This is a genomic window from Nocardia sp. NPDC055050 (genome assembly GCF_053608345.1).
Window position 1 is genome coordinate 20,203 of sequence record NZ_JBSGVG010000046.1, and the last position, 13,533, is coordinate 33,735.

The window sequence follows — 13,533 nt, forward strand, 5'->3', positions numbered from 1 at the left end:
TTCAATAGGTGAAGAGATATTCGATGACGGTGACCAGTCCGGCCGCACCGACAGCGCCCGCCCCGCCACCCCCGGCGGGGAAGCCGCCGCTGCCGCCGGAGTTTCCGCCGCCGCCGGACTGGCCCACCTGCCACAGGGGAGGATTGGTGGTACCGGCGGGCACCAATCCGGACGCACCACCGGTGGATCCGGATCCGGCACCGCCGCCGCCACCCGCCAGCAAGCTGACCGCGCCACCGGACACCGATTCACCAGGTTGACCGCTCACGCCACCATTGCCGCCACGCTGGAAACCGAATCCCCCACCGGCACCGCCGCTGTTCGCACCGCTGCCGCCAACCGCAGCCAGCCAGGGGCCGAAGCTCGAGGTTCCTCCGTCGCCGCCGTTGCTGCCAGCGACCCCGACAACAACAGGCACCGGTTGGGTCAGGAGCGCGAGCGGGATCCGTCGGGAGGTCTGCGTCGCCTGTCCGCCACCGCCGCCTACTGTCGAGCTGCCCGCACCACCACCACCGCGTGCGATGACTTCGACAGCGAACAAGTTCATCGGCGGATACCAGGTTTCCGAGGCCGTGAAGACGCGGAGGTTGGCGACGAACATCAGCTCGTCCGCTCGATCAAGTACACGATCCCCGCGGCTCCGTTTCCGCCGCTACCGGCGCTGACGACGTTGCCACCGCCACCACCGCCACCGCCTGCGGGAAACGCACCCGGAGCACCCGAGTCAGCGCCGGTCACCGCGCCGCCACCGCCACCACCACCGGTCGAGACGACCGCCGACGGAGACTGCCCGGGATATCCCGCCGCGCCCCCAGGCGAGATCCCGCCCTGTCCCCCGGATTGGCCCAATCCGCCGGTGTAACCGGCACCACCTCCGCCGCCGCCCCCGCCGCCATGGAGATCATGCGACGAGATCGAATTGCCGCCCCGGCCGGGACCGGGGTTGGGGTCGTCCACCCCGTTCGCGCCGCATTTCCCGCCATCGCCGCCGGGGATCATCCCGGTTCCGCCCCTGCCACCCGATCCGGCGCTGTGCCCGCGCTGGCAGAGGCCGCCGAGGCCGCCGCCTGCCGTCAGCCATGAACCGAATGATGTGTTCGTGCCGTTCGAACCGTGCCAGCCGCCCGGCGGGCCGCCCACTCCGGCGACCCCGACGGTGATGGGGATCGGCAGGAAGTTGTTTTCGGCGTCGGAAGGAAGCAGCGACGCCGGGATGTTGTAGTGCACTTCACCACCGCCACCACCGCCACCACCGGCACCTCGGTCTGGCCCGTTCAGGTCCCAACGTCCGCCACCACCACCGGCGCCGGCACCGATCAAGATGACGTCGAGAGAGAGGATTCCCTTTGTCGGCGTGTAATATTGGTCGGCGGTGATGACAGTGGCATTGCCCTGCAACAGGATTTGTTGAAATCGTGTCTGCAACTGGGTCATGGCAGGAAGAACGTCATCCGGATTTCCCGAAATCGTTCCGGTAATCGGGCCCGTAATGCCTTTGGAAATCGAGTCCACGCCCGACAAGGCCTCCCTGGCCTTCGCATCGAGCTGGGTGGCCCAGTCGTTGAGGAACGCCAAGGGATGGATGCCGAGCACCTCGACCCCGGCCAGCGCCCGGCAGAGATTGGCCAGCATGCGGTCGATCGCCACGCCGACATACGAACCCAGTTGGGCATCGGCCTTGCGCACCACGCTCGAGACCGCGGCGTTGGTCATCGCCTGGAAGGTTTGCTGGCTGTAGTTGCTGATCTGGGTTTCATTGCCGCTGAACGCGATGTCACGGGAGTCGGTGAGTCCACCGAAGCTGCCGACGACTTGAGCCCCGTCTGGGACCTTCCGGTCAGGCGCGGTCATGCTCGGTCGCCTCCGCCTGGATGGATCGGGTGAGCAGATGGTTGAGGTCGCCGTGCTCACGCAACTGGCTGACCAGGTCGGCCCGCTCCTGCTGGGTCAACATCGCCACATCGGGCGCGGTGATCCGGGCGGGCTGCGGTGTCCCCTTCTCCACCCAGGTGCCCGCGGAGTTGAGCCAATGGTGGTGGCCCCGGATCGGCGGGTGGTATTCCTTGGTCTGCTCATCGGGGTGATGCCGGAACCCCAAGTCCCACAGATGTTTCGACCACTGCTTGAGTACCATGGGATGAACGATCATCGGGGCGTTCTTCGGACCGGGCAAACCGACGAACGCCCAGGAAATGGCCTCTTCGGGATTGTTCGGATCACATTCGTGCTGCTGTGGAATTGACATGGGAATCGCCGTCTCTAGTCGAAGTTGATTTTCACGCCGAGGTCGTGCATGGTCGATTTGATTTCGTCGATCTTGCGCATCGACTTCACCAGCGGCTCTTCGACTTCCTGATTGGTGCCGATGGTGATTTGCCAGGCAGGTGTCTGGTCGCGGGCCCAGGCCAGTTCCAGCTGAGTGACCTGGTCGATGTAGATCTCGTCCGGGGGCATGCCATGGACGGTGGCCCCCACTCGATCACCGAGGAAGAAGTGGCCGTGGCCCTGATCGCCGATGAAGTACGGCTGGCCATCAGCGACGGTGAGTTCGTGCGAGTAGAACGACCTCGTCGCCCACAGCGCCGAGCTCAACGCGGTCAGCGAGTTCAAGCTGTAAGCGTCGTCCGCGCCGTCCTGGAAATGCTCGTAGTAGTGCGACCAGCCGGCCTGCGCCGCGCGGATCGGATCCTTGTAGGAAACCCAGGCGAGCAACGTGTCCTTGAACCCGGGATACAGCCAGGTCTCGGCAAGTTGACCGCCGATCGCCGACCAGTCGCCCAGACCCGCTGTGGCGATCTGCAGCAAACCGCCCGCGAGCTGACCTGCCGAGGTGATGGCCTGCTTCACGCCGGCGTTCACCTGCTCCGGCGAATGCCCACCCGTGAGGATCTGCACATCGGTGAACGGCGTGATCGTGAACGACGACGTCTGCACACCCGTGTTCCGGTCAGGTCGGAAGATCACCCATGGCGCCTTCGACAACGTTCCCAACCAGCCCGGCTGCTGGTACTCCTCGGCATTGGGATCGGGCAGGACATTCCGCGTCGTGCCGAGGTAATCCTCGGTGTACACCTGAGCGGTGTAGACCAGCCCGTCCAGGACGCTGCCGCCCTCGCTCGTGCCAGTGGTGAATCCACTCTTGTCGACAATGTCGACCACCAGCGCGCCGTTGCGCAGATTCGCCCCCGGCCACGGTGGCGGATCACCGACCAGCCACCGCCGGGTGGTGACCATCAACTGCGCGGTGGCCAGGGTGTCCTTCGCCAGGTCGTGGAACATCTTGAACCGGGAGTTGAGCAACGTCCACACCGACGAATCCGTCAGCAGATCATGGGGTTTCACCACGATCGACCAGTTGGACATATCCAGGTTGAACCACTCGGACGCATCGAGCGGGTTGTCCGGCAGCGCCCACAATGAGGTTTCCAGCCGCAGCACGTTCAAAAACAGAGCGAGCTTCAACGAGGAGGCCGATGGCCCAGCCAGGATGAAGTGCTGCGGAATCTGCAGGGCGGCAGGGAGCAGCGGGTTAGCCCAGACGCAGATGTGCTTGAGCTCCTCATAGGAGTGCAGAAACGACATCTCGACCGTGGTGACGCCGTATTCGTCTTGTTTGACAACGGCTTTCGACAGACGGCCGTCCCAGCGCGCGCCATCCTTGTCAACGGTGATGTGGATGTTCTGGGTGGTCCGCGTGCGCGAGATCGCCCACTGCGAAAGATGATGCTCGTAGGGCAGCACGATGACGCCGGTCCCGGATTCATTCAGCATCCAGGTGAAATTGGCGCTGATCTCGCCCGCGCAGGTTCCGCGCAGCTGCCAGTCGCCATCCCAGAACCGAATGAGCGGCGGTTTGGTTCGTAACACCTCACGCTGCGCCTTGTCTTTCAGCGCGTTCTTGTAGATAACAGGCAGGTCGTTCACCGTTGTCATTGCAGCCCCCAGGGCCGCGACCAGCTGCGCGGTTGCACGGCCATGACCGAGGCGCCCGCTGGCGCGCCGGTCACCTTCACCGGCACAACGGTTGCCGGCGTGTAGGGCGGGATCATGTACTCGAATCCACGGCCACCCATGAGCGCCCACATCTGCGATCGGTCGGCCGCGACGAGAGTTTCACGCGCCGGGTCGGTGTCGACGACCAGATCCTGACCCACGACCGTGTTCGGTAGCACCACAACACGATCCGCGTCCTCTTCGGCGCGGTTGTGGTAGTTGTTGCCGAAGGAGAAGTCGGGCAAGGTCCAGCGTCCCGGCGCCGAGCACACCCATTGCAGGTACATCGGCTGATCGGTCGGATTGGCGACGGTCACCGTGCCGGATTGGGTCGTGCCGTTAGTCGTGTTGATGGTCGAGACCCAGGTGCTCGTCGCGGGTTCCTCCACCCACCACGGCAGGCCTGCGGTGCAGGTCATAGTGACCTGACCCCACAGGTTCAGGTGCGGGTCCTTGTTCGGTTTGAAGTCGGGCTGCTGCGACATCCGCAGCGCGAGCGAGCGCGAGCCGTAGCCGGTGGTCACCGTCATGATCGAATCCGCGTCGTAGGCCCAGGCTTTGCGCCAGGCACTGTCCACGGATTCCCACGAGCGACCGGTGATTTCGAAGATGTTGACGCCGAAGACCACTTCGCGTCGGTTGGTGCTGTATCCGCCGTAGGTCGCGCCGTTCTGGAACGCGGTCTGGTTCCAGATCGTCGTGACCGGCGCGTCGTAGAGGCCGCTCGGCGCGGTCCCGAGGTCGACGCCTTCCCGGCCGCGACCTTGTCCACTGATCGTCCACGTCGAGCCATCGACGCCGGTGATCGTTATCAGCGCAGGACTAGTCCCCACTGGTTCACCTCAACTCTTTCCCTTGTGCTGCAATGAATGTGGTTGCGCCGTCAGCTGACATAGACGGCCGCGATGACGCCCGCGCCGACCGCGAGCCCGGTTCCGTTCTGGTGCATTCGCACGTCGATCACGTCATCGGCCTGGAGCACCGGCGCGACCGTGATCGGCACGGTCAACGGCATCTCGGCGGCCAGGTTGGTGCCGGCGGTGAGCGTGATCGAGGCGAAGCTCTGCTGCACGACTCCCGACCGCAAGTGCCGAACTGTGAAGGTGGCGTTGTTGGTCGCCGCGCCCGTCACAGTGACGAATCCGGCTGGTGCCACGAGAGTTACGTCGGTGACGGTGTCGCCGCTATAGAAGGCCGACCTGTACACCCCGGCGACGCCGATCACGTCGGCACCGCCGGCGGCCTGCGCGGGCAGGATTGCCGAATAGATCATGTGTTTTCCGTTCTCTGTTGTCGCGACATCGCTGCTACGCCCACGACGCGGCGACTTCGCGTTGTGCCGCGAGTGTTGTCGCGCGAACATGCGCGCTGTCGAGGTGATTGGTCGTGAGGTTGACCGTGGTCGAGTGATCGAAGTGATGCCGGTTGACCACGTGCGGCAGCGCCCGGGACGGGACCGCGAAGGCGCCTTGCCGTACCGCGATCACCTGCGCGTCCCGACCACCGATGGTGAGCGAGTCACTATTGATCGCTTCCAGCAAGGCGATATGCCGACTGGTAGACGCGGCATTCACCACGAACTCACCGTTGGACGCCATAATCGGCACCTGGTCATCGCGCGGACCACCCGGACCACGCACGACACCACCGGTGGCCATATGCGCCGCAGCCCATTCGACCATCGCGTCACCGATGAACCCGTATCCGATGCTGCCGCCGCCGAGCCAGTCCGGCAGCGGAATATTGAGGCGCTCGAGCACCGACCCGATCGCGTTCACGACGACCGCGACATAGTGGATCACCGTCTTGAACACGCCTTCGACCCCCGAGCCCAAGCCGCTGAACGAGTCCGAGATACCCTTCGTCACGTTGCTCAGCCCAGCGGTCGCCGAGGCGAAGACGTCCTGGAAGAATTTGCCCACCGGTTCGAGCGTGTTCTTACGCACGGCCTCGAAAACTTTCTCGATCGTGCCCCAATTACCGATGATCAGCGTCACCACGCCGATCAGCGCCGTAATCCCCAGCGCGATCATGCCCAACGGGGACTTCATCATCGAAGCGTTGATCTTGCCGTGGGCGCCGATCCACGACTTGGTGGCACCTTGCACATTCTTCTGCGCGGTCGATGAATTCTTCATCGCCTTGGTCAGATTCGTGAGCCCCTTAGGCGCCTTCGCCCATCCCCCGACCATTTTCGCGTGAGCGGTGGCATGATCCCGGAGTGCCTTCATGCTCTCTTTGAGAGCCGATTCCTTACCTCTGAGCGCTTTTGTTCTCGCCTTGACCTCGGCTACAAGACTCTTTCCACCGTCCATCGTATGACGATTGGCAGCACCCAAATTTTTCCCGCCCAGTTTTGCGATACTGCCTGCGTGCCTCTCTGCAAGTTCACGCTGCGCGGCATAATATGACGGTAATGGTCTACCATTTCCGGCACGATGTTCACGCATTTCCTTGCCGATAGCCAAAGCAAGCTCGGTCTCAGCCGTACCAACCTGCTCAACGGTGAATCTTCCTGGGTACTTCTTCTCTAGTTCGCGTAGCTTGGCGAGTACCTTTTTATCCACCTTCGAAATATCGGAAACATGCCAGTTGACCCGGCGACCGAGTTTAACCACATGCTCGTCCTTAGCGAGTTGACTTCGCCCACCTAGCGTACGACCACGGCCGACCTTTCCGTACTTGATTTCACGGCCGACTGAAGGTTTTCTCCGATTACCGGCGTCATAGTATCGGTCGCTCGTTCCTGCGGATACGCGCTGTTCAATCTCCCAGCCATTATCGGCGGTCCAGCCACGAGTGATCGCCAATCCGTCTCGATAGTCATCACCATAACGCGTGGCATAACGGAACGAAAGATTCTTACGCAGCCATGAACGCCTATCCCTATGGACCCCCTCGGATGGATTTTCCTTCCTGAGATAGTCCTGATATTTCGATTCCTGGGTCGCAGATAGTTCATGGCCGTCTTCTGGATCTTCATCCAGCCACGCCTTACCGTCACTCATGTGTACGCACTCCATTTCACAGTCCGGGGCGCCGGAAGAATTGGTACGCCCGATCCAAACTGGCGCACATCGCCGTCCTGAATTTGTCTCGGACCTAGAAACAGATAGCCCATCGATGCCTGGCATCGATGGGCTATCTGTTTTAGAGGTTCTACTCGAAAATATATTCAGTTAAAATCAGAGGAGCCGGTCAGGAAATACTTGGCCGTCCTTCAGCCACCCAGTTCCCGTAATCCACAACACAATTGCCGTAGACCCACGACCATTCGTGAAAGGTTCGGGCTTCCACTGCCCCCAGCACGAGCGACCCCACATCAAGAAAGGCAGGAGTGAACGGGTGACAAACTACCGGTTCGAATCCCCGACGGCGGAAAACGACATCCGTGTCGTCGTCGGTGATACGAACATTTTTCCAGTGGCCTCCGAGACCGCTTCTAATAAATGTCTCCCCAAGGAATCGTTGAAAACGGTCAACGACTCCGGCATTATCGACTGCAAGCAACGGCTCAACAGAGGAAAACCTGTCCACCAGCGCCCGCTCAGCATGGTCCAGCCCAGCCGCGGTAAACGGCTCAACAGACATATCCGGGACATCCACAGCAAAGAAGGTCTCAAGCGCTGCATCCATTCCGACCAACCACTCCAACCACTCTGGGACGCCTTGGTCCTTCTCACGCTGCCGAAGCCTGGCCCTACTTACCTTGCGAACGCGACCCACGCCGGCCCCCTATCTGTCACTACTCTCATATCATGTTGCGGCACGAGTACATCGAAAGCACTTTCGCCATACTGGAATTCGTGGACCTCGCCGATCAGGGCATCGAACTGTTCACCATCGCTGGTGGAACCGATCAGCCACCGTTGCGTTCTCCGGCTCGAGCACAGCCTCAGCCGACGAAAACCTCGCCATCGCAGCCTGCTCAGTGTGCGTCACGCCCTTCATCGAGAACGGATCATCCGGAATATCAGCTGCCCATCCCAGTTCCTCACCTCATAGGTTGCGGCACGGGCCGCACGCCGACCGCTACCGCAATTGGTGTTGACGCCAGAACTTCCCGACATCGGCATCCCTGCGGGTTCCGTCGAGGAACGCGTCGAGAATTTCTTCGTCGACCGGCTCGCTTGCTGGGTCCTCGAGGATGAGTCCGTAAACACCGAAACTCTGCGACTCACTACGCGGGCGGTAGGGCACCAGGACGTCGAAAGCGCCCTCGCAGTGCTCGAATTCGTAGACCTCCCCGATCAGCGCATCGTAGTGACCGCCCTCATCGTTGGAGATGGTTCCGTCGTACACGATGACAGCCCGAGCAGCAGACCTGACGATCATGAGCCCACGACCGTAATCCAGCGGCGACTCGGGGCCGTCCTGCGCCAGATCGATCAACGTCACTCGGGTGTCGCCCTTGCCCAGGTAGGCCAGGAACGGACCCGCCGATCCTTCCGAAACCCACTGCACCGCATGAGCAACCATCTCTCCGGCCAACCCAGCGGCAAGCTGCATGTTCTCCAACTGAAACGACTCCCGAACTAGTTGAGAGGGCCGACGGCCCAACGTACCCACAGCGACTGACTCAGCGGTCGCGAATATACCGGGAAATCTCCTCGATATCACTCTTGGAGCCGGCCACTCGACCTCCTTCATAGGGCCACCAGCTGAATCTAAGAATGCTCTTTCCGCGCTTCAGGTGGGTGCGGTTGTAATCGATACCCGCATCAGGACCATCGTATCCGTATACGACACGCCATCCGTCAGCAATGTAGGCGTCGAGAACCTCGCTGTAGCATTTCGTCGGAATATACGACTCCGTAGGAAGTCGGCGAATTCGTTCGACGCCATCAAAATATGAAGCCTGCACCATGTTGCAGAGCGCCTTGAACTCCATATCAATCCTTAATTCCAGAGTCGTCGCGATCCTGAGCTCGCACCAAGGATATCAACGCCGAACCGCGGCGTAGGTCAATGCCTTTCGGGCTGCCAGCGCGGTGTCGTGCGTATGCGCGTGACCGGACGTCGGCGCGCTGATGTTGACCGAGAGGGAGCGGTCGAGGCGATCGCCGCTCGGCGCGATCGGGCTGACGATCGCCAGTTGAGGGCGGTCGGCGAGGGCCAGTGCCCGGGCTTGGGCGCCTGCGGTCGCCGGCAATGAGCGCGCGGTGGCCGCGTAGCCGGACCCGGTGGTCGACCTGGATTCGTTGTTGATCGCCTCGAGCACACTGCGGTGCTTGGCGGTGGCAGCCGCGTTGACGACGAACTCGCCGTTGGACATCAGCACCGGGACCGCGTCCTCGCGCGGTCCGCCCGGTCCACGGACCAGACCACCATCGCGCATCTTGGTCGACCACTCGATCAGGGTGTCGCCGATCTTGGCCAGGCCGAGGCTGTTTCCGCCGACGACGGGAACCCAACTGGGAATGGTGAAGTCGAGCTTCTTCAGTACCTCGCCGACGGCTTTGAGTACGGTCGCGCACGCCTTCTTCAGGGCGTTGAAGACCTTGCCGACGATATCGCCAACCGAGTTGAACGCTCCCGAGACCACCTGCACGGTCTTCTTGAACGCCGGGACAACCGTTTGGCTCCATACCTTCTCGAAGAAGTTGATGACCGGTTTGAGCGCCTTCTCGAACGCCTTGACCAGTGCGTCTTTGAGCTTGTTCAGCCAGTTCATGATCTTGTCGATCCATGGCTTGAGGTCGTCGACGATCTTCATGATCATGCCGAGACCGCCCTCGCTCAGGGCCTTGTCCAGCTCGCCTTGCTGCTTCTCGTGCTCGCCGTGGTCCTTCGCGGCGTTCTTGTGCTCGCCGCTCGAGTGCTTGACCGCGGCCGCGAGTGGAGACATGCCGGTCGCGGCGGCCTTCGCCGAGTCGACCAGCTTCTTCGTCGCCGTGGTGTGGGGGGTCTCGAGGGCATCGCTGGCCTTTTGCGCGGCGTCGAGTTCCTGCTGCGCGGTCGCTATCGCCTTGGCATCGTCACCCTGACCATTACCTTTATCCGCGGGGCCACCCTTGCCGAGCGGCTTCTTCGGGGCTTGCGGTTTGCCGGCTCCGGCCGGCTGTTTTCCGCCGGGCCGTTTGACCCCCGGTGCCGGACGCGCGGCACGCGGTTTCCCACCCGGCTGAGCAGGTGTGGCCGTCGACTTGGCCGCGCCCCCGGGAGACTGCTGTTGACGCGCCCGCATACCCATCGGTGCCGTTGCGGCAAGCGCCGCGGCACCGGCGACGCCACCAGCCGCCGCCACACCCTCTTCGTCTTCGGCCGCGGCGTCGCCGTCGTCATCGAGTTCGTCTTCCTCGGGATCGAGATCGTCGAGTTCTTCTTCGTCCACGTCGAGGTCGTCTTCGGGCAGGGATCGGTCCATCGTCTACTCCTTGGTCATGCGTCGCCGTGGGCTACCGCCGTCCGGCCTCGTAGGTGATATCTCGCTGCGCGGCCACGGCTTTCGCGCGCAGGTAGGCGCCGTCGTGCTGGGTCGTCGTGAGGTTGATCGTGGTTGACCGATCGAATCGGTGTGTGGTCGCCACATCGGGCAGCGCCTGCGCCGGTTTGACACGCGAACGGCCTAGCGAGGCAACAACTTGCGCATCCCGACCGCCGATATTGAGGGTGTCTTTGTTGATCGATTCCAACAGCGGCCCGTAGCGCGCCGTCGCCGCGGCGTTGACCACGAACTCGCCGTTGGACGCCAGCACCGGCACCCGGTCCTCGCGCGGACCACCTGGCCCCCGCACCACGCCGCCATCGGCCATCCGTGCCGACGCCGCCCACGACGTCATCGCCCCTCCGAGCCCAGCCAGGCTGAGCGTCGCGCCACCGAGCCAACCGGGAAGACTGAACTCGATCTTGGCGACCACCGAGCCGATCACGGCGACGATGTCCGCCACCTGGTTGACCACCCCGGCGAACAGGCCACCGATCCCGCTCCCCAAGCTGCCGAGCGCGTCTTTCACCTCGTCGATCACCGTGGTGAACGGCGCGAGGCACGCGGCGAACACCTTCTTGAAGTAGTCGCCGACTGGCTCGAGCACGTTCTTCTTCACCGTGTCGAAGGCCTTCTTCACGGAGTCCCAATGCTCGATGAGCAGCCCGATCACGACAATCGCGACCTCGATCGCCGCGACGATCTTGCCGATCACCGATTTGCCGACAGCCTTGTTGAGCTTGCCCTGGGACTTGTCCCACTTGTTCGACGCGGCTTCGACATTCTTCTGGGCACCCGCTGAGTCCTTGTGCGCCTTGGCGAGATCGTCGAAACCCTTCGACGATTTGTCGACGTTCTCGGTCATCTTCTGGCTGGTCGCCGCGTGCGTGCCGAGGTTCTTGACGTCGCCGCGCAGCGCTGAGGTTCGATCCTTGAGCGCCTTTGTCTCATCGGTGATCGGTTTGGCGTCATTCGACTTGCCCGGCGACGCTTTATCCCTCGCCCCACCCGCCGTGTCCCTGACCTGCGAGACGGCGTCCGACAGATTCGCCGGATCAGCCATTCCGGCGAGATAGTCCTTGCCCTGGGCGAGGGCGGCGCTACCGAGCCCGCTCAGCGCGGCTTTCGGGTCGGCGACGGCCTGGCGCCAGTCAACTCCCGATGCCAGCGCGCCCATCGCCAGACCACCGGCCAGGCCGGCGCCGCCGCGCACCTTCGAGCCGAGCCCGCCCCGAGGTCTGCCCTGCGACCTCGATGGCCTGCGCGGCTTGACCGACCGGCTCGGCGGTGAGGTCGTTGGTCGCGCACCCCTGGGTGGTTCGACCGGAGCCGGGCGGTGCTCTTTCTCATATTGCGCTGCGCCAGAAGGCTGTTCGGCCCTCGAACTGACCTTCGGGTGGTCGTGCGCCCCGTCAGCTTTCGAGGACTCCCCCGAACCCCGCGCATCGGCCTTGGCCGCGCCACCCCTGCTCTTGTCGACGGCATCGAGTGGATCGCTCGCGGCCAGCGCCGCGCGCAATGCGGCGTCGAACTGCGCGTCGCCTTTACTGCTCATCGTTCTAACCACTCCCTGAGGTGTCTGAAAGGTTGGGCTAGCGCGACCCACCCGCGTAGGTGAGCGCGCGTTGCGCGTGCACGGCGCGCGACCGCGCGTAACTGGTGTCGTTCCCTCGGTTCAGCGCGATGGTGGTCGAATGGTCGATCGCGCGAACTGTCGCGCCGCTCCGCCGCACGCCGCGCAGTGGGGCGATATGCGGACTCTTGGTCAGCGCTGACCGGCCGGTATCGGTGCCGGCTACCCGCAGGTGATCACTGTCGACCGCGGCCATCACCGTCCGCTTCGGGCTCCCGGCGTCAACGACGACCTCATCGGTCGAGCCGGCCGGTGCCTTGGCACGGCTCGCACCGACAAGACCACCGTCTGCCATATGCGCCTGCGCCCACTGGGACATGGCGTCGGCGATGCCGTCCACGCCTGGGAACCACCGAAACTTGCCGAGGAGATCGGCGACCTTGCCGACGACCACGGCGATGTAGTGAACCATCTTCTGGAACACCCCACCCACGGTCGAACACAACGCCTTGAACGCGCCGGAGACGGCCGTACTGATGTGGGTGAACGGTTTCAGGACCTCGCCGAACTGGTCCTGGAAGAATCTACCGACCGGATCGAGCACCTTCTCCTTGACGACACTGAACGCCGCCTTGATCTCGTCCCAGTGCTCGACGATGAGCGTGATCGCGAGAATCGCGGCGCCCAGGGCGAGGGTGAACCAGCCGACCGGCGACGCGTTCCACACCAGGTTCAACGCGGTCTGCGCCACCGACCACAGCTTGGACGCCCCACCGATGATCTTCTGCACAGTTGACGCGGTGCGAATCGCGCCGGTCAACTTCTTCAGGTTCTTGGCGACGCCGCCTACCTTGCCGACCATCTTCTTGCCGGCGCCCGTGTGATCCTTGATGGCCGCGAGGTTGTCCTTGAACGCGCCGCCGAGGTTCTTGAGGGCGGTCGCCTCATCCTTGAGCCCTTTGGTGTCGACCTTGCCGCCCTTGGGTTTGCTTCCCTTCGGGCTTCCTGGCTTACCAGCCGCCGGAGTTTTAGCAGGCGGACGTTTCGCCAGGTCAACCGGCTTGCTCCTATTCGGCGGCGCCGCAGGCCTTTCCGGTCTCGCGGATGCCGGTTTCTGGCTCTTGGCCGGCTGCTTCCGGTCGACACCGGGCGGGTTCGCGCCCGGACCACCTCCGCGTGGCGACTTCGGCGCAGCGCCACGCTCTCGCTTGCCGCTCTCACGCGGCTGAATCGGCTTCTTCGGCGGCCGAGCCGTGGGGCTTGTGCCCTTGGGGTGATCATCGACCTTGGGCGGATTCTTCTGCTGCCGAGCGGGTCTGGACGCGGAAGGCCGACGCCAAGGACTCCTGCTCTTGCTCGGCTCCTTGGTATTGTCCGCCTTTTTCGGCCTCTGATCCGTTGAATCGTTGAGCCCGTCCAAAGAGACCGGATGGATCTCGATGTCGAAGCCGGCCAACGGGTCCGGAACACCCTCCGGTTTCGGATCACTCATCGTTTCCAACCTTCCGATCTCTTGTGAATTACCGACGTCTACTGTCAA

Annotated in this window: 13 protein-coding genes; all 13 read right to left on the reverse strand. The window is 63.2% G+C overall.

The annotated features are described in order from the left end of the window. Position 1: 1 nt before the first annotated feature. Positions 2 to 601 (reverse strand): hypothetical protein, encoded by a 600-nt coding sequence (locus ACWGCN_RS31350; protein ID WP_452459639.1) that lies wholly within the window; start codon positions 599 to 601, stop codon positions 2 to 4. Continuing rightward, positions 601 to 1,851 carry a glycine-rich domain-containing protein gene (locus ACWGCN_RS31355; protein ID WP_449966323.1) on the reverse strand — a complete coding sequence of 417 codons (1,251 nt, stop codon included), beginning with the start codon at positions 1,849 to 1,851 and terminating at the stop codon, positions 601 to 603. The genes ACWGCN_RS31350 and ACWGCN_RS31355 overlap by 1 nt, the downstream gene beginning before the upstream one ends. Next, the gene (locus ACWGCN_RS31360) at positions 1,838 to 2,245 is read right to left on the reverse strand and encodes a phage gene 29 protein family protein (protein WP_379315208.1); all 408 of its coding nucleotides are present in this window, start codon (positions 2,243 to 2,245) and stop codon (positions 1,838 to 1,840) included. Before ACWGCN_RS31360 ends, ACWGCN_RS31355 begins: the two co-directional genes overlap by 14 nt. 14 nt (positions 2,246 to 2,259) lie before the next feature. After that, positions 2,260 to 3,933, reverse strand: a complete 1,674-nt coding sequence (locus ACWGCN_RS31365; RefSeq protein WP_452459642.1) for a Gp37-like protein — start codon at positions 3,931 to 3,933, stop codon at positions 2,260 to 2,262. Further along, on the reverse strand, positions 3,930 to 4,826 hold the full coding sequence (locus ACWGCN_RS31370) for a phage tail protein (protein ID WP_452459640.1): 897 nt from the start codon (positions 4,824 to 4,826) through the stop codon (positions 3,930 to 3,932). Before ACWGCN_RS31370 ends, ACWGCN_RS31365 begins: the two co-directional genes overlap by 4 nt. Before the next feature lie 50 nt (positions 4,827 to 4,876). Then, a complete protein-coding gene (locus ACWGCN_RS31375; RefSeq protein WP_379296074.1) occupies positions 4,877 to 5,266 on the reverse strand; it encodes a hypothetical protein in 390 nt (129 codons plus the stop codon). 34 nt (positions 5,267 to 5,300) lie between these two features. Beyond that, complete coding sequence (locus tag ACWGCN_RS31380) at positions 5,301 to 7,001, reverse strand: hypothetical protein (protein WP_452459641.1); 1,701 nt, start codon at positions 6,999 to 7,001, stop codon at positions 5,301 to 5,303. A gap of 190 nt (positions 7,002 to 7,191) precedes the next feature. After that, entirely contained in the window at positions 7,192 to 7,629 is a 438-nt protein-coding gene (locus ACWGCN_RS31385) for a hypothetical protein (protein ID WP_452460005.1), read from the reverse strand. 396 nt (positions 7,630 to 8,025) lie between these two features. Then, the gene (locus ACWGCN_RS31390; RefSeq protein WP_452529156.1) at positions 8,026 to 8,502 is read right to left on the reverse strand and encodes a hypothetical protein; all 477 of its coding nucleotides are present in this window, start codon (positions 8,500 to 8,502) and stop codon (positions 8,026 to 8,028) included. Positions 8,503 to 8,572: 70 nt separating this feature from the next. Next, entirely contained in the window at positions 8,573 to 8,884 is a 312-nt protein-coding gene (locus ACWGCN_RS31395) for a hypothetical protein (RefSeq protein ID WP_452460007.1), read from the reverse strand. Positions 8,885 to 8,935: 51 nt separating this feature from the next. After that, positions 8,936 to 10,360 (reverse strand): hypothetical protein, encoded by a 1,425-nt coding sequence (locus ACWGCN_RS31400; protein ID WP_452460008.1) that lies wholly within the window; start codon positions 10,358 to 10,360, stop codon positions 8,936 to 8,938. Positions 10,361 to 10,391: 31 nt separating this feature from the next. Further along, a complete protein-coding gene (locus tag ACWGCN_RS31405) occupies positions 10,392 to 12,026 on the reverse strand; it encodes a hypothetical protein (protein WP_452460009.1) in 1,635 nt (544 codons plus the stop codon). Continuing rightward, positions 12,013 to 13,449 (reverse strand): hypothetical protein, encoded by a 1,437-nt coding sequence (locus ACWGCN_RS31410; protein WP_452460010.1) that lies wholly within the window; start codon positions 13,447 to 13,449, stop codon positions 12,013 to 12,015. Before ACWGCN_RS31410 ends, ACWGCN_RS31405 begins: the two co-directional genes overlap by 14 nt. Between the last annotated feature and the right edge of the window lie 84 nt (positions 13,450 to 13,533).

Excerpts from the sequence above, each read along its gene's own strand:
- ACWGCN_RS31350 (WP_452459639.1), bottom strand. The coding sequence starts at position 601 with ATGTTCGTCGCCAACCTCCGCGTCTTCACGGCCTCGGAAACCTGGTAT.
- ACWGCN_RS31355 (WP_449966323.1), bottom strand. The coding sequence starts at position 1,851 with ATGACCGCGCCTGACCGGAAGGTCCCAGACGGGGCTCAAGTCGTCGGC.
- ACWGCN_RS31360 (WP_379315208.1), bottom strand. The coding sequence starts at position 2,245 with ATGTCAATTCCACAGCAGCACGAATGTGATCCGAACAATCCCGAAGAG.
- ACWGCN_RS31365 (WP_452459642.1), bottom strand. The coding sequence starts at position 3,933 with ATGACAACGGTGAACGACCTGCCTGTTATCTACAAGAACGCGCTGAAA.
- ACWGCN_RS31375 (WP_379296074.1), bottom strand. The coding sequence starts at position 5,266 with ATGATCTATTCGGCAATCCTGCCCGCGCAGGCCGCCGGCGGTGCCGAC.
- ACWGCN_RS31380 (WP_452459641.1), bottom strand. The coding sequence starts at position 7,001 with ATGAGTGACGGTAAGGCGTGGCTGGATGAAGATCCAGAAGACGGCCAT.
- ACWGCN_RS31385 (WP_452460005.1), bottom strand. The coding sequence starts at position 7,629 with ATGGATGCAGCGCTTGAGACCTTCTTTGCTGTGGATGTCCCGGATATG.
- ACWGCN_RS31390 (WP_452529156.1), bottom strand. The coding sequence starts at position 8,502 with ATGCAGCTTGCCGCTGGGTTGGCCGGAGAGATGGTTGCTCATGCGGTG.
- ACWGCN_RS31395 (WP_452460007.1), bottom strand. The coding sequence starts at position 8,884 with ATGGAGTTCAAGGCGCTCTGCAACATGGTGCAGGCTTCATATTTTGAT.
- ACWGCN_RS31400 (WP_452460008.1), bottom strand. The coding sequence starts at position 10,360 with ATGGACCGATCCCTGCCCGAAGACGACCTCGACGTGGACGAAGAAGAA.